At 70.9% G+C, this 24,112-nt stretch carries 19 protein-coding genes; 6 read left to right on the top strand and 13 right to left on the bottom strand.

Going from position 1 to position 24,112, the window contains the following annotated elements; all coding sequences use genetic code 11:
* Position 1: 1 nt before the first annotated feature.
* From ACQPYE_RS20955 to ACQPYE_RS20935, 5 genes are all read right to left on the bottom strand, one after another.
* On the bottom strand, positions 2-1,534 hold the full coding sequence (locus ACQPYE_RS20955; RefSeq protein ID WP_498713636.1) for a GH39 family glycosyl hydrolase: 1,533 nt from the start codon (positions 1,532-1,534) through the stop codon (positions 2-4).
* A 101-nt stretch (positions 1,535-1,635) separates the two neighbouring features.
* Positions 1,636-3,267 (bottom strand): ABC transporter substrate-binding protein, encoded by a 1,632-nt coding sequence (locus ACQPYE_RS20950; protein ID WP_498713635.1) that lies wholly within the window; start codon positions 3,265-3,267, stop codon positions 1,636-1,638.
* Positions 3,268-3,318: 51 nt separating this feature from the next.
* The gene (locus tag ACQPYE_RS20945) at positions 3,319-4,254 is read right to left on the bottom strand and encodes a carbohydrate ABC transporter permease (RefSeq protein WP_498713633.1); all 936 of its coding nucleotides are present in this window, start codon (positions 4,252-4,254) and stop codon (positions 3,319-3,321) included.
* On the bottom strand, positions 4,251-5,231 hold the full coding sequence (locus ACQPYE_RS20940; RefSeq protein WP_498713632.1) for an ABC transporter permease: 981 nt from the start codon (positions 5,229-5,231) through the stop codon (positions 4,251-4,253). Before ACQPYE_RS20940 ends, ACQPYE_RS20945 begins: the two co-directional genes overlap by 4 nt.
* Entirely contained in the window at positions 5,228-7,621 is a 2,394-nt protein-coding gene (locus ACQPYE_RS20935; RefSeq protein ID WP_498713631.1) for a beta-xylosidase/alpha-l-arabinosidase, read from the bottom strand. The genes ACQPYE_RS20940 and ACQPYE_RS20935 overlap by 4 nt, the downstream gene beginning before the upstream one ends.
* A 312-nt stretch (positions 7,622-7,933) precedes the next feature.
* Here ACQPYE_RS20935 and ACQPYE_RS20930 point away from each other — a divergent pair, with 312 nt between their 5' ends.
* Positions 7,934-8,995 carry a LacI family DNA-binding transcriptional regulator gene (locus ACQPYE_RS20930; RefSeq protein ID WP_498713629.1) on the top strand — a complete coding sequence of 354 codons (1,062 nt, stop codon included), beginning with the start codon at positions 7,934-7,936 and terminating at the stop codon, positions 8,993-8,995.
* 92 nt (positions 8,996-9,087) lie between these two features.
* On the opposite strand, the gene ACQPYE_RS20925 is transcribed toward ACQPYE_RS20930, so the two are convergent.
* Positions 9,088-10,047: a glutathione S-transferase family protein gene (locus ACQPYE_RS20925; RefSeq protein WP_498722954.1), complete on the bottom strand. Its 960-nt coding sequence runs from the start codon at positions 10,045-10,047 to the stop codon at positions 9,088-9,090.
* A 366-nt stretch (positions 10,048-10,413) separates the two neighbouring features.
* Here ACQPYE_RS20925 and ACQPYE_RS20920 point away from each other — a divergent pair, with 366 nt between their 5' ends.
* The 4 genes from ACQPYE_RS20920 to ACQPYE_RS20905 all read left to right on the top strand — a co-directional run bounded on the left by ACQPYE_RS20920 (position 10,414) and on the right by ACQPYE_RS20905 (position 12,871).
* Positions 10,414-11,580, top strand: coding sequence for an AI-2E family transporter (locus ACQPYE_RS20920; protein WP_498713627.1), 1,167 nt, complete (start codon positions 10,414-10,416; stop codon positions 11,578-11,580).
* 278 nt (positions 11,581-11,858) lie between these two features.
* Positions 11,859-12,332: a winged helix-turn-helix transcriptional regulator gene (locus ACQPYE_RS20915; protein WP_498713625.1), complete on the top strand. Its 474-nt coding sequence runs from the start codon at positions 11,859-11,861 to the stop codon at positions 12,330-12,332.
* A gap of 90 nt (positions 12,333-12,422) precedes the next feature.
* Entirely contained in the window at positions 12,423-12,647 is a 225-nt protein-coding gene (locus ACQPYE_RS20910; protein WP_498713623.1) for an ATP-grasp domain-containing protein, read from the top strand.
* A 50-nt stretch (positions 12,648-12,697) separates the two neighbouring features.
* A complete protein-coding gene (locus tag ACQPYE_RS20905; RefSeq protein ID WP_498722953.1) occupies positions 12,698-12,871 on the top strand; it encodes a CsbD family protein in 174 nt (57 codons plus the stop codon).
* 123 nt (positions 12,872-12,994) lie between these two features.
* On the opposite strand, the gene ACQPYE_RS20900 is transcribed toward ACQPYE_RS20905, so the two are convergent.
* The 7 genes from ACQPYE_RS20900 to ACQPYE_RS20870 form a co-directional block, all read right to left on the bottom strand.
* Positions 12,995-14,710: an LPXTG cell wall anchor domain-containing protein gene (locus ACQPYE_RS20900; RefSeq protein ID WP_498713621.1), complete on the bottom strand. Its 1,716-nt coding sequence runs from the start codon at positions 14,708-14,710 to the stop codon at positions 12,995-12,997.
* A 188-nt stretch (positions 14,711-14,898) separates the two neighbouring features.
* Positions 14,899-15,516 (bottom strand): alpha-ketoglutarate-dependent dioxygenase AlkB, encoded by a 618-nt coding sequence (locus ACQPYE_RS20895; RefSeq protein ID WP_498713619.1) that lies wholly within the window; start codon positions 15,514-15,516, stop codon positions 14,899-14,901.
* 76 nt (positions 15,517-15,592) lie between these two features.
* Positions 15,593-15,760, bottom strand: coding sequence for a hypothetical protein (locus ACQPYE_RS20890; RefSeq protein WP_498713618.1), 168 nt, complete (start codon positions 15,758-15,760; stop codon positions 15,593-15,595).
* Between the two features lie 138 nt (positions 15,761-15,898).
* On the bottom strand, positions 15,899-18,025 hold the full coding sequence (gene glgB, locus ACQPYE_RS20885) for a 1,4-alpha-glucan branching protein GlgB (RefSeq protein ID WP_498713616.1): 2,127 nt from the start codon (positions 18,023-18,025) through the stop codon (positions 15,899-15,901).
* Positions 18,022-19,290 (bottom strand): maltokinase N-terminal cap-like domain-containing protein, encoded by a 1,269-nt coding sequence (locus ACQPYE_RS20880; protein WP_498713614.1) that lies wholly within the window; start codon positions 19,288-19,290, stop codon positions 18,022-18,024. The genes glgB and ACQPYE_RS20880 overlap by 4 nt, the downstream gene beginning before the upstream one ends.
* Complete coding sequence (gene treS / locus ACQPYE_RS20875) at positions 19,287-20,969, bottom strand: maltose alpha-D-glucosyltransferase (protein ID WP_498713612.1); 1,683 nt, start codon at positions 20,967-20,969, stop codon at positions 19,287-19,289. Before treS ends, ACQPYE_RS20880 begins: the two co-directional genes overlap by 4 nt.
* Before the next feature lie 4 nt (positions 20,970-20,973).
* Entirely contained in the window at positions 20,974-22,959 is a 1,986-nt protein-coding gene (locus ACQPYE_RS20870; protein ID WP_498713610.1) for an alpha-1,4-glucan--maltose-1-phosphate maltosyltransferase, read from the bottom strand.
* Between the two features lie 293 nt (positions 22,960-23,252).
* Here ACQPYE_RS20870 and ACQPYE_RS20865 point away from each other — a divergent pair, with 293 nt between their 5' ends.
* A complete protein-coding gene (locus ACQPYE_RS20865) occupies positions 23,253-24,077 on the top strand; it encodes a type 1 glutamine amidotransferase domain-containing protein (RefSeq protein WP_498713608.1) in 825 nt (274 codons plus the stop codon).
* Positions 24,078-24,112 lie beyond the last annotated feature (35 nt).

The following is a 24,112-nucleotide window of genomic DNA, read 5'->3' as shown; positions in this document are numbered from 1 at the left end:
GTCAGTGCCTCTCGTGCGGCGCCACGAGCCGGTCGTCGGAGGCGCCGAGCAGCCGCCGGTCGTCCAGCCCCTCGTGCTCCTCGGCGTGCACGGGCGTGAGCTCGACGAACGTGACCTCGTGCCGTGCCAGCGCCAGGTCGAGCGGGACCCGCCCGGCCACGACCGGGGTCGACCGGTGCTCCAGGGCGGGACGCGCGCAGTCGCGCAGCACGTCGAGCGTCCGCGGGTCGGGCGAGCGCGGCCGGCCCAGCTCACGCCACGCGCCGAACGCGTTGCCGTCGTGCTCGTTGACCCGTTCCCGGCGGACGAACGCGCGCGGACCGGTCATGGGCACCGACAGCCGCACCTCGTGCCGCTCGGGCGCGTCCGGTCCGTCGGTGCCGCCGACCGGCTGCCAGGCCAGCACGGTGATCCGGCCGTCGTCGGTCGCGCACACCAGGTGGTCCTCGCCGCGGGCCAGCACGTGGGCGCCCATCCGGGCCATGAACGCGTACAGGTGGTAGGTCGGCTTCGGCACCTGCCGGTGCGTGAGCAGGCCGAACCCGCCGTGGAACAACGAGGTGGGCACGTTCTCCTCCTCGAAGACGTCGCAGAACGTCCAGTAGGAGTACGAGTCCACCAGATCCGTGCCGCCGGCGAGCACCGGGGCCAGGTACGCGGCGTGGTAGGCCGTGTCGTGGATCGGGTTGTCCGGCCGGTAGGAGCTGTTGAACTCGGTGATGTGCACCGGCAGCCCGGCCAGCGCGGTGCCCGCCAGGTGCTTGCGCGGCGCGTCGAACTGCTCCAGCAGCGACCCGGGCGCGGCGAGCGTCTGGTAGGTGCCGAACGGGACGTGCTGCGCCGGGCCGGACGTGTAGGCGTGCCTGCTGACGAAGTCGATCGGCACGTCGCGGCGGGTGACGAACTCGGCGAACGGCTCCCACCACTCGTCCGAGCCCGGTGAGATCGCCGGGCCGCCCACCTGGAGCCCGGCGTCGACGTCCTTGACCGTGCGCGCGGTGAGCTCGTACAGGCGGAAGTAGGCCTCCTGGTCGGCGTCCTTCCAGAAGTTGACCAGGTTCGGCTCGTTCCACACCTCGATCGGCCAGGTGCGCACCTCGGCCAGGCCGTAGCGGTCGACCAGGTGCCGGACGACGGCGCGGACCAGCGCGGCCCACTCGTCCCGGTCGTTCGGCGGGGTGATGTTGCCCCTCCACCAGAACACCGTGTCCTCGCCCGAGGCGAGCGCGGTCGGCATGAACCCCAGCTCGACGAACGGCCGGATGCCCAGCTCCAGGAACCGGTCGAACACCTGGTCCACGTACGTGAACGAGTACCGGGTCACCCCGTCGCCGGACCGGCGGTGCACGCCCATGTCGTCGGACAGCAGCCCGTGGCCGCGGATGTGGCGGAAACCGATGTCGCGCTGCACGCGGGCCAGGGACTCCTGGTAGTCGGCGCGCAGCGCGAGGTTGAGCCGGCCGGTGCCGACGCAGTGGCGCCACGACTCGGACAGGCGGCCGATCGGCTCGCCGGGAACGGTGACGCGGTTCAAAACCCCTCCAGACCGAACGGCCCGCCGCCCGTGGTGCGGCGGCGGTCGACACCGGCGGTCCGGTCACGACGTCACGCCGTGACCGGACCGCGGCGGTCGACTCAGCCGTTCTTCTCCTTGTAGCGCTTGTGCGCGCCGTTGACCAGCTCGACGAGGTCGTTCGAGCCCTTGGCCTCCAGCTCCTTGACGTAGGCGTCCCACGTGGACATGTCGCGCTGGCCCAGGATGAACTGCAGCGTCGACTGCGTGACGAAGTCCTTGAGCGGGCTCTCCAGCAGGGCGGCGCGCTCGCGCTCCTCCTCGTTCAGCGGCGCGGGCGGCGGCAGCGCCTCGACCTTCTTGTCCGCCATCGTCTTCTGGAAGGCGACCTCTTCCTCGGTGAACATCGACTGGAGCAGCTCGGTGGCGCCGCCGTAGTAGAAGACACCGCCCTGGAAGCCGAAGTCGCGCTGGAGGTTCTTCGGCGCGCCGACGTTCATGCCGCCGAACGCCACCTCGGGCTTGAGCTTCCGCTTACCCGACGCGTCCTTGTCGTAGGTCGCGCCCTTCACGCCCCACTTGGTGAACTCCTGCGCCTCGTCGGAGTACCAGAGCCAGTCGATGAACTGCATGGTCGCCACGAACTTGTCGCTCTCGACGGCCTTCGCCGACACCATCAGGCCGCTCTCCAGCCGCGTGCCGCGGATGACGTCGCCCTTGGGCCCGGCGGGCAGCGGGATCTTCGCCACGGTCGCGCCGGGGATCTTGGAGACGTTCGGCCGGTAGTCGTTCACGATGTTCTGCGCGTTGCTGCTGATCGCGAACGACTTGCCGCTGGCGAACTTCTGGATCGCCGCGTCGTCCTTCTGGGTGAAGCTCTCCGGGTCCATCAGCCCTTCCGCGACGAGCTTGCGGAAGTACTCGACGAGCTGCTTGTACTCCGGGGTCGCGCCGGTGAGCTCGTACTTCTGGCCGGACTCGTTCCAGATCGTGTTCTTGACGTAGCCCCAGCCGGCCTGCGTGCCGAAGGTCTGGCCGGCGTAGTTGAGGATGGACTTGCCCTCGAAGCGGTCCGACAGCGGGTAGCTGTCCGGGTTCGCGGCCTTGATCGCCTTGAGGACGGTGTAGACCTCGTCCCAGTCCTTCGGCGCCTTCAGGTTCAGCCGCTTCAGCTCGTCGGTGCGGAACGCCAGCGTGTAGTCCTGCCAGATCTTCTCGTGCATGCCGGGCAGCACGTAGAACTTGCCGTCCTCCTGGCGCAGCGTGTTCAGCTCAGGCTGGAGCTTCCACTTCTCGACCTTGTCCTTGAAGTTCGGCATCAGGTCGATGTAGTCGCTCACCGGCAGGATCGCGCCGGAGGAGACGAACTGCTCCTCCTGACCCGGGTAGGTCTTGGAGATGATCGTCGGCGCGTCGCCCGAGCTGATCAGCAGACCGCGCTTCTGGTCGTAGTCGCTGTAGGGCACGACCGTCGGCTTGATCGTGATGTTGGTCCGCTGCGTGATCTCCTTCCACAGCAGCCAGTCGTCCTTGATCGGGTAGTGCGACTGGTCGAGGTAGAGCAGGCTGACGTCGAGCGGCTCGCTCGCCTTGAACTGCGCGCCCGCCTTGTAGTCGGCCATCGACGCGGTCTTCTTGCCGTCGAGGTTGACGCCGCTGCCCGCGTCCCCGCCCTCCTCGCTGCACGCGGCCAGGCTGACCACGAGGCTGCCGGCGACGGCAGTCAGGAGCGTTCGCTTCCATCTGGTTCGCATCGAGCTTGTCTCCTCAAGTGATTGACGCCGTCGTCAACTGGAGCGGATGCGCTACTGCTTGACCGCGCCGAGCATCACGCCCGACACGAAGTAGCGCTGGATGAACGGGTAGACGGCGATGATGGGCAGCACGGTCAGCACCATCGTCACCGCCTTGATGTTCGCGGAGATGGCCACCGCGTTGGTCTCGACGGCGCCGACCGACGTCGCCGAGGTGGCGCCGGCGATCATGTTCCGCAGGTACACGGTGACCGGGAACAGGTCCGACCGGTCGAGGTAGAGGAACGCCTGGAACCAGGAGTTCCAGTTCGCCACCGCGTAGAACAGGATCATGGTGGCGAGCACGGCCTTCGACAGCGGCAGCACGATGCGCAGCAGGATGCCGTAGGTGTTCAGGCCGTCGATCGCGGCGGCCTCCTCCAGCTCCGCCGGCAGGCTCTCGAAGAACGCCTTCATCACCAGCAGGTTGAACACGCTGATCGCGTTCGGCAGCACGACCGCCCAGATCGTGTTGGTCATGCCGAGCCCGTTGACCAGCACGTAGTTCGGGATCAGGCCGCCGTTGAAGAACATGGTGAACACCGCGACGCCGACCAGCAGGCCGCGGCCCTTGAGCCGGTGCTTCGACAGCACGTACGCGTAGACCGTGGTGAGCACGATCGAGATCGCGGTGGCCGTCACGGTGTAGATGACGGTGTTGAGGTAGCTGTTCCAGAACGCCGGGTCGGACGCGACGAGCTTGTAGGTGTCGAGGTTGAACCCGCGCGGCACCAGGTTGACCTGGCCGGTGCGGATGTAGACCTCGCTGCTGAACGACTGCGCCACGATGTTGACGAACGGGTACAGCGTCACCGCGACCACGCCGAGCAGCACGACCGCGTTGACCACGCGGAAGATCCGGTAGCCGGGGGAGTCGTCCAGCGAGGTGCGGCGGGGACCGGCGGGCCGCTCCAGCCGCTGCGCGAGGCGTGTCGGGTCGGTGGTCACCACAGGCTCGTCCCCACTGTGCGGCGCGAGATCGCGTTGGCGGACAGGACCAGCGTCAGGCCGATGATCGACTCGAACAGGCCGATCGCGGCGGCGTAGCTGAAGTTGTTGGACACCAGGCCGACCCGGTAGAGGTAGGTCGACACGACGTCCGCGGTGGGGTAGGTCAGCGGGTTGTACAGCAGCAGGACCTTCTCGAACCCGACCGCCATGAACGTGCCGATGTTGAGGATCAGTAGCGTGATCATGGTCGGGCGGATGCCGGGCAGCGTCACGTGCCACGTCTGCTGCCAGCGGTTCGCGCCGTCGATCCGGGCCGCCTCGTAGAGCTGGGAGTCGATCGTGGTCAGCGCGGCCAGGTAGAGGATCGTGCCCCAGCCGACGGTCTGCCAGACCTCGGAGGAGACGTAGATCGTGCGGAACCAGCTCGGGTCCTGGATGAACGAGACCGCGTCGCCGCCGAGGGCGCGCACGATCTGGTTGACCGTGCCCTCCAGCGACACCAGCTGCATGACCATGCCGGCCACGATCACGATCGACAGGAAGTGCGGCAGGTAGGACACCGTCTGCACGAACCGCTTGAAGTACCGCGAGCGGACCTCGTTGAGCAGCAGCGCGAGCACGATCGGCAGCGGGAAGGTGAAGACCAGCGACAGCGCGCCGAGCGCCATCGTGTTCCCGAAGACCTCCCAGAAGTTCGGGTCGTTGACGAACATCTTGACGTAGCGCAGGCCGACCCACGTCTCGCCGTAGATGCTGCCGCCCGGCACGAACTTGCGGAACGCGATCACGTTGCCGAGCATCGGCGCGTAGCGGAAGACCAGGAAGAACAGCAGCGGGACGATGACGAGCGTGTAGAGCTGCCAGTCCCGCTTCCACGCCTTGCGCCACGTGGACTTGTACCGGGGTGTCCTGGGCGGCTTGCCGGGCGGGGCCGGCGCCGCCTCGGCCGCCGGTTCGCCGATCCGGGTGGTCATGTCCGGTCCACCTCCTCGTGGGTGACCGACACGGCGGTGAGCCAACGCCGCGTGTGGTCTGCTTCGCGCAGCGGGCCGACGAGCCTGAGGTCCACCGCTTCGTGCACGTCCGCGCTCGACCGGGACACGCGCAGCTGCACCGCGCCCGGTTCCACCACCCGTCTGCCGTCCCGGCCGGTGAACGACGTGACGTCGGCCGGCACCCGGAACGCGACGCGTGCCGACGCGCCGCCGGCCAGCTCCACCCGCGCGTAGCCGATGAGCCGCACGACCGGGCGGGTCACCTGCGCGACGGGGTCGTGCAGGTACAGCTGCACCACGTCCGCGCCGGCGCGCGTGCCCGGGTTGCGCACGTCCAGCTCCACCTCGACCTCGCCGTCGGTGGCCCACGGCCCGTCGCCGGACGTCAGCCGCACGGCCGACCAGGTGAACGTGTCGTAGCCGAGGCCGTGGCCGAACGGGAAGGCGTGCGTCGGGTCGACGTTCGACACCTCGGTGCGCCGGCCGAGCGGCGCGGACAGGTAGGTGCCGGGCTGCCCGGACGGGTCGTTCGGGATGCCGACCGGCAGTCGGCCGGACGGGGTGACCGCACCGGTCAGGACGTCCGCGAGGGCCCGGCCGCCGAGCTGCCCGGGGAAGAAGGCCTGCACGACCGCCGCCGCGTCGTCGGCCAGGTCGCCGATCGCGTACGGCCGGCCGGTGATCAGCAGCAGCACGACCGGCGTGCCGGTGTCGAGGACCGCGCGGACCAGGTCGGCCTGCGCGCCGGGCAGCCGCAGGTCGGTCGCGTCGCACCCCTCGCCCGACGTGCCGCGCCCGAACAGCCCCGCCCGGTCACCGACGGCGACGACGCACACGTCCGCGTCCCGTGCCGCCGCCACCGCGGCCGCGATGTCGTCGGCGTCGGGCTCGGCGGAGACCTCGCAGCCCTTCGCGTGGGCGATGTCGCCTCCCACCGCGTCGCGCAGGGCGGAGAGCACGGTCGGGATGTCGAGGCCGAGCCCGGCGTCCGGGTGGTGCACGCCGATGTGCGCCGGGAACGAGTAGCAGCCCAGCATCGCCATCGGGTCGTCGGCGAGCGGGCCGACCACGGCGAGCCGGACGTCCGGCCGCAGCGGCAGGACGCCGTCGTTGGCCAGCAGCACCGCGGACTCGCGGGCGAGGCGGAGCGCGACGTCCTGCGCCTGCGGTGAGTCGAGCCGCAGCTCGTCGACGTCCTCGGGCAGGGGAGACCAGTCCGGGTCGAGCAGGCCGAGTTCGACCTTCTGGCGCAGCACCCGGCGCAACGCCCGGTCGACCAGGCCCTCGTCCACGTCGCCGCGCTCGACCGCCTCGCGCAACGGCGTGCCGTAGCAGCGCACGGTCGGCAGTTCCACGTCCACACCGGCGGCGAGGGCCAGCGCGGCGGCGTGCGCCTCGTCCTCGGCCACGCCGTGCAGGGTCTGGAGGAACTTGACCGCGAAGTAGTCGGCGACCACCGTGCCGTCGAAGCCCCAGGTGTCGCGCAGCAGGGTGGTGAGCAGCCCGGCGTCGGCCGCGGACGGCAGGCCGTCGACCTCGGTGTAGGACTGCATGACCGACCGCGCGCCGCCGTCGCGCACGGCCATCTCGAACGGCGGCAGGATGACGTCGGCGAACTCGCGCGGTCCGACGGCCACCGGCGCGAGGTTGCGACCGGCGCGGGAGGCCGAGTAGCCGGCGAAGTGCTTGAGCGTGGCGACGATCCCGGATCGCTCCAGGCCGCGCACGTACGCCGTGGCGACCGTGCCGACGAGGTACGGGTCTTCGCCGATGGTCTCCTCGGTGCGGCCCCAGCGGTAGTCGCGGGTGACGTCCAGGACCGGCGCCAACCCCTGGTGCACGCCCGCCGCGCGCATCGAGGCGCCGATGAGGCCCGACATCTCGGCCACCAGGTCGGGGTCGAACGACGCGCCCCACGCCAACGGGGCGGGGTGGGCGGTCGCCTGCCAGGCGGCGAAACCGGTGAGGCACTCCTCGTGGACCAACGCCGGGATGCCGAACCGGTTGGCTTCGGCCACCTGCCGCTGCGACGCGGCGAGCGAGCGGGCGCCCGCCACCGGTTCGACCGGCCGGGTGCCGAACGGGCGGGTGAGCTGGCCGAGGCCGTGCGCGATGACGTCCGCCCAGATCACCGGGTCGCCGGTCAGGTCGTGCTGGTGCGGTGCGACGCCGGCGCCGGAGGGGTCCGCGCCGACCCAGACACCCACGAGCTGCGCCAGCTTCTCGTCGAGCGTCATCGCCTCGACGAGCGCGTCCACCCGTTCGGGGACGGGCCGGGAGGTGTCCCGCCACGTCGGGCCGGGCCGGTCGGCGGCAGTCGGGGCGGCGTCGCCCGGCGGCGTCGTCACGACCTCCGTCGTCCTGTTCATCATCGACCAGGTACCCCCGCTCACGTCCTCGTGAAGACCGAAACTATCGAAGTACTTTCCGACATGCCGATCTGGTGGGGAGACCGTAGGAGGATCTCCGCACGACGTCAACAGTCCGTGTCCTTCCTGTGTCTTCGCAGTTCACAGGTATGAACCGCCGCAGATTTGCACCCGGTTACCAGCCTGATTACGTCAAAGATCCACGCCTGGAGCTGTCATGCTGGTGGTCGGAAGGTCGAACCTTTACGCTCGGCCGTCGAAACTTTAGAGCCGGTGTGCGGTGCGCGGACCGCGACGCGGACAGGGGGCAGCATGAGTTCGTCGACCGAGCGGGACGCCGCCGGCGCCGTGCCGGGGAAGACGGTGAAGGCCGCGGCGTCGATCTCGTCGATCGCGGCCGAGGCGGGGGTGTCCATCCCGACGGTCTCGAAAGTCCTCAACGGACGGCCGGACGTCGCGCCGGACACGCGTGCCCGCGTGGAGAGCATCATCGAGCAGCACCGGTACCGGCGACGGCGGGCGCGCCAGTCGTCCCGGCCCGCGCTCATCGACCTCGTGTTCCACGAGATGCACTCGGCGTGGTCGACCGAGATCATCCGGGGGGTCGAGCTGGCCGCGGCGAACGAGCGCGCCGCCGTGGTGCTGTCCGAGCTCGGCGGCGAGCACCGCCCGCGTCGCGAGTGGTTCGACGACCTGCTGGCCCGCCGGCCGCTCGGCGTGATCCTCGTGCTGGCGGGGTTGGACGACGAGCAGCGCCGCCAGCTCACCACGCGCAACATCCCGTTCGTGTTCGTGGACACCGCGGGCGAGCCGCCGCCCGGCGTGCCGACGGTGGGATCGGCGAACTGGGCGGGCGGTCTGGCCGCGACCCGGCACCTGCTGGGCCTCGGCCACCGCCGGATCGCGGTCATCTCCGGGCCGACGACCATGCTGTGCAGCCGGGCCAGGGTCGACGGGTACCGCAGCGCGTTGGAGGACGCGGACGTCGTCGTGGACCAGGACTTCGTGCGGTACGGCGACTTCTACGTCCAGGGCGGGTACGGGCACGGCATGGAGCTGCTCAGCAGGCCCGACCCGCCGACCGCGATCTTCGCGGGCTCCGACTTCCAGGCGCTGGGCGTGATGCGGGCGGCGCGGGAACTCGGCCTGTCCGTGCCGGCCGACCTGTCGATCGTCGGCTACGACGACCTCTCGGTGACCGAGTGGATAGGGCCTCCGCTGACCACCGTGCGGCAGCCGTTGCGCGAGATGGCGACCACGGCCGCGCACATGGTGTTCAGCCTGGCGCGTGGCGAACGCCCGCCGAACGAGCGCATAGACCTCGCCACCGAGCTCGTGGTGCGGGAGAGCACCTGCCCACCACGCTCACCCTGACCCGCGAGTCGAACCTTCCGGTCCCCCGAGTCGAACGTCCGGGTACCCCGAGTTCTCCGTTCAGGATGGGTGCGGGCGTGGGCGCTCGGGCCCTAGCGCAGTGGCGTGTGCGCCGGGTCGACCCGTTCGCCGTCGCGGACGGGGCCCGGCGGCGTGCCGTCCCCGAAGGGCCGCCCGCCCAGCGCTTCACGGCCGTGCGGCGTGACCCAGCCGGACAGGTCCGGCCCGCCGGGCACGATCCCGCTCGGGTTGATGTCCTTGTGCACGACGTAGTAGTGCCGCTTGATCTGGGCGAAGTCGACCGTGTCGCCGAAGCCGGGCGTCTGGAACAGGTCGCGGGCGTAGGCCCACAGCGCCGGCAGCTCGGCCAGCTTGTTCCGGTTGCACTTGAAGTGGCCGTGGTAGACGGGGTCGAAGCGCACCAACGTGGTGAACAGCCGCACGTCGGCTTCGGTGATCGTGTCGCCGACGAGGTACCGCTGCTCGCCCAATCGGTCCTCAAGCCAGTCCAGGGCGGTCCACAGCCGGCCGTATGCGTCGTCGTACGCCTCCTGCGTGCCCGCGAACCCGCACCGGTAGACGCCGTTGTTGACCTCGGTGAAGACGCGCTGGTTGACGGCCTCGATCTCGTCGCGGTGCCGCCGCGGCAGCAGGTCCGGCGCGCCGTCGCGGTGGTGGTCGCGCCACTCGGTGGACAGGTCGAGCGTGATCTGCGCGAAGTCGTTGGTCACCACCGCGCCGGTCGTCGTGTCCACGATGGCCGGCACCGTGATCCCGCGCGGGTAGTCGGGGTCGCGCTTGAAGTACGCCTCCTGCAACCGCTCGATCCCCAACACGGGATCCCGCCCACCGGGGTCGAGGTCGAACGTCCACGACCGCTCGTCGTGCGTGGGTCCGGGCAACCCGAGCGAGAGCGCGTCCTCCAACCCCGACAACCGCCGCACGATGATCGACCGGTTCGCCCAGGGACAAGCCCGCGCCGCCACCAACCGGTACCGCCCCGGGACGACCGGAAACCCGTCACGCCCATCGGCGGTGACCCGCGTCGTGATGTACCGCGTGTCGCGGGTGTACTCCTTCCCCTTGACGGAGTACGTCCCACCCCGCTGGTGCTCGGGCTTCCCACCGGCCGTCGAAGTCTCGCTCACGTTCCCGAGCCTACGTCGCCTTCCCGTCCCCGGCCTCTCACGCGGGGTCCAGGGCAAGGGTGGTCACGGCGGCGTACCTGGCCGGACCGTGGTGACGTGGCGGAGTGATGACATCGTTGTCGGGGTGCGAGCGGGTCGAGGTCGTCGAGTGGACGGGTTCTGGGCTGGTGCGGGCCTCGGCACGGCGTGGGGCACGCTCGGCGTGGCTGGTTCTGGCAGGCTGCCGCACAGGCGCCGCAGGGCGCGACGCGGTGGAGGGGATGGGGAGACGTGAGCGCTGAGGACCGCCGCTGGACCGATCGCGGTCAGGCCGTCGGGCACGGGGTGACCTGGCTGGCGCGGTGGAGCGCCCGCCTGGCGCTGGTCGCGATCGGCTTCTGGTTGCTGTGGACGCTGATCGGCAGGCTGTGGGTCGTGGTGATGCCGGTCCTGCTGGGCCTGCTGATCACGACCGTGCTCTGGCCGCCCGCCCGGTGGCTGCGCTCGCGCGGTGTGCCCGCCGCGCTGGCCGCGACGATCGTGCTGCTCGGCGGGCTGGTCGTGCTCGGCGGTGTGGTGGCGCTGATCACGACGTCGATCGCGTCCGGCGTGCCCGAGATCGCCGACAGCTCGACCCGCGCCCTGCAGCAGGCGCTCGACTGGGCGGCCGGCCCGCCGCTCAACATCGGCGAGAGCCAGCTCGACCAGTTGTTGCAGCAGGGCATCGACCAGTTGCGGTCCAGCGTCGGGTCGATCGCGAACAGCCTGCTCACCGGCGTCGGCACGGTGACCTCCGGCCTCGTCACCGGCATCGTCGCGCTGTTGCTGGCGTTCCTGTTCGTCAAGGACGGGCCGCGGTTCACGCCGTGGCTGCGCGGCGTGATCGGCGAGCGCGCCGGCGGCCACGTGACCGTCGTGCTGGACCGGGTCTGGACGACGTTGGGCGACTTCATCCGCACCCAGGCGATCGTGAGCCTGGTGGACGCGGTGCTGATCGGCCTCGGCCTGGTCGTGCTCGGCGTGCCGCTGGCCGTGCCGCTGGCGGCGTTGACGTTCCTCGGCGGTTTCGTGCCGATCGTCGGCGCGTTCATCGCGGGCGCCCTGGCCGTGCTCGTCGCGTTGGTCAGCAACGGACCGACCACCGCGCTGATCATGCTGGTGATCGTCGTGGTGGTGCAGCAGGTGGAGGGCAACGTCCTCCAGCCGGTGCTCCAGTCGCGGAGCCTGCGCCTGCACGCCGCCGTCGTCCTGCTCGCGGTGACGGCGGGCAGCACCCTCTACGGCATCGCGGGCGCGTTCCTCGCCGTGCCGGTGGTGGCCGCGGTGGCGGTCGTGCTGCGTTACCTGGGTGAGGTCATCGACCAACGCACCTCGGCGCAGCCGGCCGTGCCGGACCGACCGGACGAACCGGACCGCGTGCCGGACGTGGAGCCGCCACGTCCGACGGACCGCGACTGACCACCCGACTTCGCGACCGGACGCGCGGCGTCGTGTCCGGCACGCGGGTCACGGCCGGACGCGGGTTCACGGCTGAACACCCGGCTCGCGGTGGCATCGGCAAGCCGCAGCGAGCCGCCTTCGGCGGTCGGCCGGCGCGACCCCGGATGGTGAGAGCGTTCCCAGCTCGATGACGTCCGGGTTCGCCCGCGCCGCCGGCCGCGATCACGCCGTGACGGCGCGCGATCGGCCCGCAGACGATCGGATTTGGCCGTGAACAGCGCGGTTATCATGCGCGGATGCTCCGACGCACATACGACGACCAGGTCTGCTCCATCGCGCGCGCCCTCGAGGTCGTCGGCGAGCGCTGGACGCTGTTGATCGTGCGGGACGCGCTCTCGGGGGTCACCCGCTTCGACGGGTTCCTCCACCGACTGCCCATCGCGCGCAACGTGCTCAGCGACCGGCTCAACAGCCTGGTCGAGTTCGGCGTGCTGGACCGGGTGCTCTACCAGGACCGGCCGCCGCGCCACGAGTACCGGCTCACCGCCAGAGGGCGTGAGCTGACACCGGTGGTGCTGTCGCTCATGGCGTGGGGCGACGACCACATGCCCGCGGAGGCCGGACCGCCCGCCGTGGCCGAGCACGCGGGCTGCACCGGAGTCGTCCGCACGCGGATGGTCTGCGACTGCTGCGAGCAGGAGGTCGCGCCCGACGTGGTGTTCCGGCGGCCGAGCGGCGCCGACGCACCACCGCGACCGCAGCCGCGATGAACCCGACCGCCGGTCACGTCACGGCGAGGAACCGCTAGAGGATTGATTCCTCCGCGACTGCACCAAGTCGATCGCGACTGCACCAAGTCGATGAAGCACCACTGGCACGAAGCCGCCCACATCCCCGACCTCGCCGACGCCGCCTGGGCCGTCGCCCGCCGCTTCACCGAGCTGCGCGACGACGACGCGACCGGTGGTGTCGTGCTGCGGCGCTTCGAGTCGTTCACCTACGCCGAGGTCAGCACGTGGTGGGTGGTGGAGCTCGGCGACGGCCAGGTGAGCGACCGCCCCGGCACGGTCCCCGCCGAGCGATGATCACGATCCTCGCTCGGTTTGGCCAGGTCCCGGACGGGTACCCGGACGTCATGGGTATCGACGACAAGTTCGACGCCAAGGCCGATGAACTCAAGGGCAAGGCGAAGGAAGCGGCCGGTCGTGCGACCGACGATCCCGACCTGGAGGCCGAGGGCCGGGGTGAGCAGGTCAAGGGCAACCTCAAGCAGGCGGCCGAGAAGGTCAAGGACGCGTTCAAGAACTGATCCGACGCGTGGCGCGGCGGGTGTCCGGGAGAACCCCGGGCACCCGCCGCGCCTTCTGCCACGCCCTGGGCAGCGGGAAGACGCTGCCTTCACAATCCCGTCGTCCGGGTGCCCGGCTTCATCTCAGGTCGCCCGCCGTCGGGCGTGGAACACCAGGCCGACGCCGGCGAGCAACGTGAGCAGCCCACCGAGCGCGAGCCAGGTCGCGTCCACGCCCGTCGAGGCGAGTCGGTCCACGGGTTGTTGCCCCGCGCCGGCGCCGGGGGCGGGCGCGGGTGGGCCGCCCGCTTGCGGCGGGTCGGGGTCCGCCTGGTCCGGGCCCGGTTCGACGTACACCAGGCGGGGTCGCTCCTCAGTGGCGACGACGGAGAACTCCGGCCCACCCGAGGTGATCTTCCACGGTCCGACCACGCCGAGGGTGTGCAGTCCGGTCGGGATGTGGTGGAACTCGAACCTGCCCGAGGTGTCGGTCGTCGCACGGGCGAGGACCGCGCCGGTGAACTGGTCCTTCAGGTAGATCTTCAAGTCGGGCACGGGCAGGCCCGGGTGCGGCCCGGAACAACCGCACCACGGCCCGGGGGGCCCCGCCTGCCGCGGCAACGTCACCTGGCCGGAGACCTTCTCCGCGGTCGCTCCGGGGATCCGCGCGATCGTGCTCGCGGCGACGTGACCGTTGGAGTAGTGCTGTTCGCCGAACTCGCACTGGACCTTCAGGTATCCCTGACCGGCCATCCGCTGGTCGATCGGGATCCGCACGCCGAAGGCACGGCCGGCGTTCGCGGGCACGGTGGCGCCCGGACCGCCGGGCGTCAGCTCCCCGAGTTCGAGCGTGGACCACACCGAGGTCGAGCACGACGCCGTGATGCCGGGGATCGGCGCCGCACCGCTGTTGGTGAGGGTCAGCGTCAGCAGGGCGGTGTCGTTCACCTGGTAGCCCTGCCGGTCGAACGCCGCCGAAGCGGTGAGCACCGGGTCCAGCAGGCGGGCGGCCCGGAACAAGAGGTCCGGGTCGTCCTCGCCGTCCACTTCGACGGAAGTCGCCGGGAAGGCCCAGTCCTGCGCGGCGAAGGAGATCCGGTAATCGCCGCGGGGCAGTCCTCCGAACGCGAAACGCCCGGCCGAGTCGGTCACCGTGGCGTACGTGCCTTGCGACACGTGACCCCCGGTCGCGGTGACCGTGAGTCCCGTGAACTCCTCCCCGGAGTCCTTGGCCGCGTTGCCGTTCCAGTCGGCGTACACGGTTCCGCTGACGGTGCCCCGGACGTAGGTGATCGGGACGGTGACCGTGGCCGTGTTGTCGGCCGGGTCGGCGTCCGGCTCCCCGGACCGGGTCGTGACTTCGAGGACCAGCAGGTCGACCCGGGAGTTCAGGCGCGCGCTGAGCGTGCCCTCCACCGTCTGGCCGGGCTCGATCGACAGGCCGCGGCTGAATCCGTGCCAGTAGTTGCTGTCCACGATCGCGGTCGAGCTGACCTCGACATCGGTCGCGGTGGCGGTTCCCGTGTTGGTCACCCGGGCTCGCGCGCGGATGTGCTCGTCGGCGACGAAGGAGGGCTTGTCGAAGGTGACCGAGATCGTCAGGTCGACCGATCCCTCCGCGGGGTCGGCGGGCACCTCGGGGGCTGACGGCTCCCCGGGAACGGTGGGCTCGACCGTCGGGTCCGCGGTGCTCGGTTCGGTCTCGGTGGGCTGGGTTGCCGGGGGTTGCGCGGTGGTGGACCCGGCCGTGGTGGACCCGGTCGGAGCCGACGTGCCACCGAACGCCGGTCCCGCCGACGCCCCCGCCCAGGCGACGACCGTCAGCAACAGCGCGCCAATGGATCGGTTTAATCGCGACATGGCATTTCTCCTCTCTGGGAGATATCGCCACGCCGCGCCGTTTTTGTAGTTCGGGCAAAAAACGTGACCATTCCGAGTCGATGGCACGGTAATTCGGCACGATTTCGCCACGATCGTCCGCGTGTCGGAACCCCGGGTCATTTCAGACGTCTATCAGCTGTCCGACCCCGCCGGTGACCTTGGGATGGTCAGCGCACGCCGCGCGGCCGGAACTGGATGCTCACGCGGGGGCCGACCGCTTTGCCCGCTTTGGGCACCGCGTGCTCCCACGTCCGCTGGCACGACCCGCCCATCACGATGAGGTCGCCGTGGCCGAGCGCGTACCGGACGGTCGCACCGCCGCCACGCGGGCGCAACGCCAACGCGCGCGGCGTCCCGACGGACACGATCGCCACCATCGTGTCCTCAGTGGAACCTCGCCCGATCGTGTCACCGTTCCAGGCCACGGAGTCGCGGCCGTCGCGGTAGTAGCAGAGGCCGGCGGTGCGGAACGGCTCACCGAGTTCGTCGGCGTACCAGGCGCTCAACTCGTCCCGCGCCGCGGTCAGCACGGGATCGGGGAGCGGCGCGTCCTCGTCGTAGAAGCAGAGCAGGCGCGGCACGTCGACCACGCGCTCGTACATCTGCCTGCGCTCGGCCCGCCAGGGCACTTCGGCGACCAGGCGTCGGAACACCGCGTCCGCGCCGGTCAGCCAGCCGGGGAGCACGTCGACCCACGCGCCGTCGCCCAGCTCGGACCGCCGCGCGCCGGTCAGCGGGCGCAGCGCGGGCGCCTCGGCGCCGTCGTCGAACAGCGACACCTGCATGAGGTCAGCTTAACCCGAGGGTCGAACACACGTTCGACCCTAACGCGCTCTATAGCTTCAGTGCTGACTAAAATAATTAGGCATCCGGTTCGGGCTTGCGACGACGACCACCGGAGCGGACCTGCTTCGACGGCTCGTCGGTGGACTCGTCTTGCTGCTGCCCGGAGACGGCCGCGTCGGCGGTCCCCGGGTGGTCGGCGAGCAGGATGGCGGCCAGCTCGTCGTAGATAGGTGTGCTGCTCATGGAAGATCCTCTACCCCGTTTGGACGGAAGTTACACGCCTGTTCGGAGCGGGGCGCGGCCAGGGTTGCGAAACGATCGACGGCGAACGGGTGGGGGCCCGGCCCGAGCGGGGAGATCCCGGGCCGGGCCCCCGCGAGGTCACGCCGGCGTCAGCCAGACCACGCCGACCGCCGGCAACCGCAGCGCCGCCGACGCGGGCAGGTCGTCCAGCGGTTCGCCGACCGCCGCCACCACGCCGTTGACCACGCCGGATCCGCCGTACCCGGGCAGGTCGGTGTTCAGCACCTCCCGCCAGGGGCCGGTGCGCGGCAGGCCCAACCGGTAGTCGTGGTGGGCCACGCCGGCGAAGTTGACCACGCAGACGAGCACCGAGCCGTCCGCGCCGTGCCGCTGGAACGCGATCACGTTGTTCGTCGCGTCGTCGGCGCGGATCCAGGAGAACCCGTCGGGAGTGGTGTCGAGGGTGTGCAGGGCCGGTTCCCGCCGGTAGACCTCGTTGAGGTCGGCGACCATCCGCTGGATGCCGCGGTGGTAGTTCATCCCGCCGTGCTCGGCGAGCAGCCACCAGGGCAGCGAGCCGTCGGCGTCCCACTCCCACGGCTGGCCGAACTCGCCGCCCATGAACAGCAGTTGCTTGCCGGGGTGGGCCCACTGGTAGGCGAGCAGGGCGCGGACGCCGGCGGCCTTCCGCGCGTCGTCGCCGGGCATCCGCTGCCACAGCGAGCCCTTGCCGTGCACGACCTCGTCGTGGGAGAGGGGCAGGAGGTAGTGCTCGCTCCACGCGTACTCGATCGAGTGAATGATCTCGTGGTGGTGGTGCGCCCGCCGGATGGGGTCGTTGCGCAGGTAGCGCAGCGCGTCGTGCATCCAGCCCATGTTCCACTTGAAGTCGAACGCGAGGCCGTCGTCGTCGGTGACGCCGGGCCAGGCGGTGGACTCCTCGGCGAAGACCAGCACGTCGTCCGGCACGGCCCCGTTCAGCTCGCGCAGGAACGCGACGGCCTCCAGGTTCTCCCGCCCGCCGTGCTCGTTGGGCAGCCAGTGGCCGTCCGGGCGGGAGTAGTCGAGGTAGAGCATGGAGGCCACCGCGTCGACCCGTAACCCGTCCAGGTGAAACTCGGTGAGCCAGTAGAGGGCCGAGGAGACGAGGAAGTTCCGCACTTCGGGACGGCCCAGGTCGAACACGAGGGTGCCCCAGTCGGGGTGCTCGCCCCGGCGCGGGTCGGGGTGCTCGTAGAGCGGTGCGCCGTCGAAGCGGGCCAGCGCCCAGGCGTCGCGGGGGAAGTGGGCGGGGACCCAGTCGAGGATGACGCCGATGCCGAGGGAGTGGAGGTGGTCGACCAGGTGCCGGAAGTCGTCGGGCGTGCCGAAGCGGGCGGTGGGCGCGTAGTAGGAGGTGGCCTGGTAGCCCCAGGATCCCCCGAACGGGTGTTCGGTGGCGGGGAGGAGTTCGACGTGGGTGAAGCCCATCTCCCGCGCGTACTCGCCGAGCTCGACGGCCAGCTCGCGGTAGGAGAGGCCGGCGCGCCAGGAACCGAGGTGCACCTCGTACACGCTGATCGGGGCGCGGCGCCAGTCGACGGCGCGTCGGCGGGCGACCCAGTCGTGGTCGTGCCACTCGTGGTCGGTGGTGGTCACGACGGAGGCGGTGGCGGGTGGGACCTCGGTGGCGAAGGCCACGGGGTCGGCGTGCTCGTGCCAGCCGCCGTCGGCGCCGAGGACCCGGAACTTGTACCGGCAGCCGGGCCGCACGCCGGGCACGAACAGCTCCCAGACACCCGCGCCGAGGTGGCGCATGGGCGTGCCGCGGCCCACCCACGCGTCGAAGTCGCCGGTGACGCGGACGCCGCGGGCGTTGGGCGCCCACACCGCGAAGGCGACGCCGTCGTCACGGGGGTGCGCGCCGAGCACGTCCCAGAGCCTGGGGTGCTCACCGCGGGCGATGAGGTCCAGGTCGGTGGGCGACACGGTCGGCGGGTGCGCGTAGGGGTCCTCGACGACGCGCAGGCCGCGGTCGTTCCCGACTTCGAACCGGTAGTCGGTGACCGGCCCGGGGAGCAGGCCGGAGAACAGGCCGTGCGAGACGTCGGTGAGCGGGTGGCGGACGCCGTCGGCGACGACGGTGACGGTGTGCGCGCCGGGTTGCAGGGTGCGGACGACGGTGCCGGGTCCGGCGGGGTGCGCGCCGAGGAGGGCGTGCGGGTCGCGGTGGTCGCCGACCAGGAGCCGGTCGACTTCTTCGAGGGTCGGGAGGACGGAGGTCATGACGCGGCTCCGAGGATGCGGGTGATCGCGCCGAGGGGGATGGAGACCCAGTCAGGGCGGTGCGCCCGCTCGTAGGCGACCTCGTAGACGGCTTTGTCCAGTTCGAGGGCGTGCAGCAGCACGGGGTGGTCGCGCGGGTCGTCGAGGACCTCGGCGTAGCCGTCGCAGAACGCGTCGCGCATGCGCTGCGCCCACTCCCCGTCGGACGCGCCGCCGTGGTGGGCGGCGTAGTCGAACGAGCGCAGCATGGTGGCGACGTCCTGGAGCGGGTGGCGCAGCGCGTTGCGCTCCGCGAGGGGTTGTCCCGGCTCGCCCTCGAAGTCGATCAGGGTCCACCGCCCGCCCGCGCGCAGCACCTGCCCCAGGTGCAGGTCACCGTGCACGCGTTGCAGGGTGAACGGCCCGCGTGCGGTGCGGACGCGGTCGAACGCCTCGCGCAGCGCCTGCTCGTGCGGCGCGAGTTCCGGGATGCCGGCCGCGAGCGCGGCGAACCGCGCGTGCAGCCGGTCGGCGGTGTCGGAGAGGTCGTCGACGGCGATGTTGCGCGGTTGGAACGCGCGGGCCAGGGCGCTGTGCACGGTGGCGACGGACCGGCCCAGCTCGGCGGCCTCCCCGGCGAACGCGGCGCGGTCGGTGGTGGCGAGGGTCCAGCCGTCCTGGGCGTCGGGCAGGAACTCCTGCAGGATGCCGAGCGCGGTGGGGACGCCGTCGACCTCGGTGGTGAGGGCGCCGAGCATCCGCGCGACGTGGTGGGCGCCGACGGCGTGCAGGGCGCGGTGCAGTTCGACGTCGGGGTGCGGGCCGGGCAGCACCCGGCGGAACAGCTTGAGGATGTACCGGTCGCCGAGGATCAGCGAGGTGTTGCTCTGCTCGACGGGGAGGAGCCGGGCGGGCAGGTCGAGCGCGACGCGGGCGCCGGGTTCGGTTTCGAGCACGGGTCCTTCGGTGGCGCCGTGGAGGCGTTCGAGGAGCCGGGACATCAGCTCGTCGTCGTGGGTGGCCGCGTAGACGACGCCGTGGGGCGTGTCGAGGATGGCGGCGTCGGCCAGGCCGTCGGGCAACGACGGCCGCTTGCCCAGCAGCACCTGGTACTGCTCGCCGTCGACGGACACGAGGGCGTGCAGCAGTGCCGGGTCGCCGTGCAGCAGCGGGGTGACGCGTTCGAGGCGCACGGCTCGCGGCGCCCGGTCCTTGGCCGCGTACCAGCGCTGCCGGGGCAGCCAGTCGGTGAGCGCGCCGGCGAGGGTGTCCACCGCGGTCGTCATGACGCACCGCCTTCGAGTCGGAACCAGTAGAAGCCGTGCCCGGGGAGGGTGAGCTGGTAGCGCTCGCCGCCGACGGCGGGGAACCGGGCGCCGCCGGTGAGCTCGACCGGGACGGCGCCGTCGAGGCCGGGCAGCTTGACGTCCACCGCTTGCGGGTGGCCGGAGAAGTTGAAGACGCAGAGCAGCGTCTCGTCGCCGTGCCGGCGCAGGTAGGCGAGCACGGCGGTGTTGGACACGTCGGCTTCGGCGAACGTGCCGAGGCCGAACGTCTCGTGCTCGCGGCGCACCGCGAGCATCCGGCGGGTCCAGTTGAGCAGGGACGCCTGGACGGGCCGCTGGGCCTCGACGTTGACGGCCTGGTAGCCGTAGACGGTGTCGCTGACCGCGGGCAGGTACAGCTTGCCGGGGTCGGCGGCGGAGAACCCGGCGTTGCGGTCGGGGGTCCACTGCATCGGGGTGCGCACGCCGTCGCGGTCGGGCAGCCAGATGTTGTCGCCCATGCCGATCTCGTCGCCGTAGTACAGGACGGGGGAGCCGGGCATGGACAGCAGGACGGCGGTGAGCAGCTCGTGCTGGGCGCGGTCGTTGTCCAGCAGGGGAGCGAGGCGGCGGCGGATGCCGACGTTGGCCTTCATCCGGGGTTCGGGGGCGTACTGGGCGTACAGGTAGTCGCGTTCCTCTTCGGTGACCATCTCGAGGGTGAGCTCGTCGTGGTTGCGCAGGAACAGGCCCCACTGAGCCCCGGTCGGGATGTCCGGCGTGCGGGCCAGGATCTCGGACACGGGCAGGGCGGATTCCTTGCGCAGCGCCATGAACAGGCGTGGCATGAGCGGGAAGTGGAACGCCATGTGGCACTCGTCGCCGCCGACCTCGGGGTCGCCGAAGTAGTGGGCGACGTCGGCGGGCCACTGGTTGGCCTCGGCGAGCAGGACCCGGCCGGGGTACTCGTCGTCGACGACCTTGCGGACGAGCTTGAGGAAGTCGTGGGTCTCGGGCAGGTTCTCGTTGTTGGTGCCGTCGCGCTCGAACAGGTAGGGCACGGCGTCCAGGCGGAAGCCGTCGATGCCCAGGTCGAGCCAGAACCGCAGCACGTCGAGCATGGCGCTCTGCACGGCGGGGTTGTCGTAGTTGAGGTCGGGCTGGTGGGAGAAGAAGCGGTGCCAGTAGAACTGGCCGCGCTCGGTGTCCCAGGTCCAGTTGGACTTCTCGGTGTCGATGAAGATGATGCGGGTCTCGTCGTAGCGCTGGTCGGTGTCGCTCCACACGTAGAAGTCGCCGAACGGCCCTTCGGGGTCGCGGCGCGACTCCTGGAACCACGGGTGCGCCGACGAGGTGTGGTTCATGACCAGGTCGGTGATGACCTTCATGCCGCGGCGGTGCGCGGAGTCGAGCAGCCGGACGAAGTCGCCCAGTTCGCCGAACTCGGGGCGCACGGCGCGGAAGTCGCTGATGTCGTAGCCGCCGTCGTTCATGGGCGAGGCGTAGAACGGGGGCAGCCAGACGCAGTCCACGCCCAGCCACTCCAGGTAGTCCAGCTTGGACTCGAGGCCGGCCAGGTCGCCGATGCCGTCGCCGTTGGCGTCGGAGAAGGCGCTGACCAGCACCTCGTAGAAGACCGCGCGCTTGAACCAGTCCGCGGCGCCGGGGTCGGTCAGGGCTCTGTCGTTGTTGCGGGTCACGGGGTCACGCTCCTTCGGTGCGACGCGCGGGGTGACCGACGTCGACGATGTGGGCCACGGCTGCGGCGGGGTCGAGCCGGACGTAGTTCTCCCGGCCCCAGCGCCAGGTCTGCCCGGTCACCTCGTCGTGCGCGGTGAACTGCTCTTCGAGCCCGAGGGCGGTCAGGTCGAGCCGCAACGTGCCCTCTTGGGGTTCGCGCGGGTCGAGCGTCACGACGCACACGACGGTGTCGCCGGTGGCCGGGTCGGTCTTGGAGTAGGCGATCAGGGCGTCGTTGTCGATGTCGTGGAAGCGCAGCTCGCGCAGTTGGCGCAGCGCGGGGTGGGCGCGGCGCAGCTCGTTGAGCCTGGTCAGCCACGGCTCCAGGGAGCGGCCCTGCTGGAGAGCGCTCTCGAAGTCGCGCGGGCGCAGCTCGTACTTCTCGGAGTCGAGGAACTCCTCGCCGCCCTCGCGCAGCGCCTCGTGCTCGTGCAGCTCGAAGCCGGAGTAGACGCCCCACGTCGGCGCGAGGGTCGCGGCCAGGGTCGCGCGCAGCGCGGACATCGCGGGCAGACCGAGTTGAAGGCTCGTCGGCAGGATGTCCGGCGTGGTCACGAACAGGTTGGGGCGGGCCTCGTGGCCGTGCGCGGCGATCTCGGCGCCGAACTCGGTCAGCTCGGCCTTGGTGTCGCGCCAGGTGAAGTACGTGTAGCTCTGGTCGAAACCCAGTCGCGCCAACCCGTACAGGCGCGCGGGCCGGGTGAACGCCTCGGCCAGGAACAGCACGTCCGGGTGCTGGTGCTTGACCCGCCAGATCAGCCAGTGCCAGAAGTCCGGCGGCTTGGTGTGCGGGTTGTCGACCCGGAAGATCTTCACGCCGTGCTCGACCCAGTGCAGCACCACCCGCAGGACCTCGGCGCGCAGCCCCTCGGGGTCGTTGTCGAAGTTGAGCGGGTAGATGTCCTGGTACTTCTTGGGCGGGTTCTCCGCGTAGGCGATGGTGCCGTCGGCGAGGGTGGTGAACCACTCGGGGTGCTCGGTGACCCACGGGTGGTCCGGCGCGCACTGCAGCGCCAGGTCCAGGGCGACCTCCAGACCGAGCTCCTGCGCCCGGTCCACGAACGCCTTGAAGTCGATCAGCGTGCCGAGGTCGGGGTGCACGGCGTCGTGGCCGCCGTGGCGGGAGCCGATCGCCCACGGCGAGCCGACGTCACCGGGCTCGGCGGTCAGGGTGTTGTTGCGGCCCTTGCGGTTCACCTCGCCGATCGGGTGGATCGGCGGCAGGTAGACCACGTCGAACCCCATCCGGGCGATGCGGTCCAACGCGTCGGCGGCGGTGGCGAGCGTGCCGTGCACGGGTTCGCCGTCCGCGTCCCGGCCCCCGGTGGAGCGGGGGAAGAACTCGTACCAGGAGCCGAACACCGCGCGGGTCCGGTCCACCCACAGCTCGTGCGTCTCGCCGCGGCTGACCAGGTCGCGCACCGGGTGCTCGCGCATCGCCCGCGTCACCCCGTCCGCCAGCGCCGCCGCCACCCGCCTGCCGGGCGGGAACGACGGGTCGGCGAGCACCCGCGCCGCGTCCAGCAGCGCGGTGCGCTCCTCGCGCGGTCGCTTCACCAGCGTCGCCCGCCGCAGCAGGTCCACGCCCGCGGCCAGGTCGTTCGCCAGTTCCGCCGCGCCCTGGCCCGCGTCGAGCTTGGCCCGCACCGCGTGCGTCCAGGTGGCCCACGGGTCCGACCACGCGTCCACGCGGAACGTCCACGCGCCGGGCGCGTCCGGCGCTATCGAGGCCGCCCAGCGGTCCGCGCCCGGGTCGACCAGCGCCATCCGGGACCGTCGCGCCGCCCGGTCCCCCGGACCCCGCCACACCACGGTCGCGCCCGCCGCGTCGTGCCCCTCGCGCCAGATCGCCGCGGTGACTGGCACGTGCTCCCCCACCACCGCTTTCGCGGGATAGCGTCCTGCGGCGACTACCGGCATCACATCTTCGACATAGATTCGGCCGGACATTGCTGCCGTCCTTTCTCGTGGATCAAACAAAAGGATGCCGCACCGCCTGACCGGCGATAAGCTCTGCTCGATCGGTTCGGAAAGTTCGTGACCAGCGGCTATGCCGTTGTCCAGTGGTGAGCTGACGAAGTGCGCGCGTGCCGTCCGGCCGGGGTTTCGCGTTAACTTCCGGGCCTACTGCACGGAGTGCCGCCGCAGGTCAGCCCGCGCCTTGTTGCGAACGGGGCGCGCTGGTCAACTTGCTCCCGGCAGACGAATTAACCACGCCTGCCGACACCAGCGACGGAGAAACGATGACGAAGAAGATTCTGATCGTCCTCTCGGAATACGGCTACTGGGGCGAGGAACTGCTCGGCCCGGTCGCCACGTTCGACGAGCAGGGCTACCAGTCGGTCTTCGCGACGCCCACGGGCGCGCGGGCCCGCGCTCTGCCGCCGAGCCTGGACCCCGGTTACATCGACCCGCCCCTGGGCCGGTCGGTGACCACGCCGGAGGTCGCGGTCGCGGCCAAGGAGCTGGACGAGTCGTCCCGGCTCGACAACCCCATCAGCCTGGCCGAGTGGATCCCGGACCGCCCGTACTTCAGCGAGCCGGACTTCCTGCGCAAGATCGAGGCCTACAACCGCGAGCTGGGCAACCTCGAAGACGACATCAGGCAGTTCGACGCGCTGGTGATCGTCGGCGGCTCCGGCCCGATCGTGGACCTGGCCAACAACGAGCGCCTGCACGAGCTGATCCTCGCGTTCGTGCGCGCCGACAAGCCCATCGTCGGCGAGTGCTACGGCGTCGCGCCGCTGGCCTTCGCCCGCGACTGGGAGGACCGCAAGTCGATCATCTGGGGCAAGCACGTCACCGGCCACTGCAAGGAGTACGACTACAAGGACGGCACCGGCTTCATCGGCGTCGACTTCAACATGGGGCCGCCGCCGTACCCGCTGGAGTACATCCTCCGCGACGCCACCGGCCCGGACGGCGCCTACCACGGAAACGTGGGCAAGGAGGTGTCGGTGATCGTGGACTACCCGTTCATCACCGCCCGTTCCACGCCGGACTCGTTCCCCGCCGGCCAGAAGCTCGTCGAAGTCCTCGAATCGGGTCTGCGCCGATCCGGTTGGTGACCCGCTAACCACTTGTGAACCGGGAAGGAAATCGG

The sequence above is a fragment of the Actinosynnema sp. CA-299493 genome, from assembly GCF_050946825.1.
Classification (GTDB): domain Bacteria; phylum Actinomycetota; class Actinomycetes; order Mycobacteriales; family Pseudonocardiaceae; genus Actinosynnema.
Note: the sequence above shows the minus strand (reverse complement) of the source record. Positions and strands in the feature narration are given on the sequence as shown.

Excerpts from the sequence above, each read along its gene's own strand:
- ACQPYE_RS20950 (WP_498713635.1), bottom strand. The coding sequence starts at position 3,267 with ATGCGAACCAGATGGAAGCGAACGCTCCTGACTGCCGTCGCCGGCAGC.
- ACQPYE_RS20940 (WP_498713632.1), bottom strand. The coding sequence starts at position 5,231 with ATGACCACCCGGATCGGCGAACCGGCGGCCGAGGCGGCGCCGGCCCCG.
- ACQPYE_RS20935 (WP_498713631.1), bottom strand. The coding sequence starts at position 7,621 with ATGAACAGGACGACGGAGGTCGTGACGACGCCGCCGGGCGACGCCGCC.
- ACQPYE_RS20930 (WP_498713629.1), top strand. The coding sequence starts at position 7,934 with ATGAGTTCGTCGACCGAGCGGGACGCCGCCGGCGCCGTGCCGGGGAAG.
- ACQPYE_RS20915 (WP_498713625.1), top strand. The coding sequence starts at position 11,859 with ATGCTCCGACGCACATACGACGACCAGGTCTGCTCCATCGCGCGCGCC.
- ACQPYE_RS20910 (WP_498713623.1), top strand. The coding sequence starts at position 12,423 with ATGAAGCACCACTGGCACGAAGCCGCCCACATCCCCGACCTCGCCGAC.
- ACQPYE_RS20905 (WP_498722953.1), top strand. The coding sequence starts at position 12,698 with ATGGGTATCGACGACAAGTTCGACGCCAAGGCCGATGAACTCAAGGGC.
- ACQPYE_RS20900 (WP_498713621.1), bottom strand. The coding sequence starts at position 14,710 with ATGTCGCGATTAAACCGATCCATTGGCGCGCTGTTGCTGACGGTCGTC.
- ACQPYE_RS20895 (WP_498713619.1), bottom strand. The coding sequence starts at position 15,516 with ATGCAGGTGTCGCTGTTCGACGACGGCGCCGAGGCGCCCGCGCTGCGC.
- ACQPYE_RS20890 (WP_498713618.1), bottom strand. The coding sequence starts at position 15,760 with ATGAGCAGCACACCTATCTACGACGAGCTGGCCGCCATCCTGCTCGCC.
- glgB (WP_498713616.1), bottom strand. The coding sequence starts at position 18,025 with ATGACCTCCGTCCTCCCGACCCTCGAAGAAGTCGACCGGCTCCTGGTC.
- ACQPYE_RS20880 (WP_498713614.1), bottom strand. The coding sequence starts at position 19,290 with ATGACGACCGCGGTGGACACCCTCGCCGGCGCGCTCACCGACTGGCTG.
- ACQPYE_RS20870 (WP_498713610.1), bottom strand. The coding sequence starts at position 22,959 with ATGTCCGGCCGAATCTATGTCGAAGATGTGATGCCGGTAGTCGCCGCA.
- ACQPYE_RS20865 (WP_498713608.1), top strand. The coding sequence starts at position 23,253 with ATGACGAAGAAGATTCTGATCGTCCTCTCGGAATACGGCTACTGGGGC.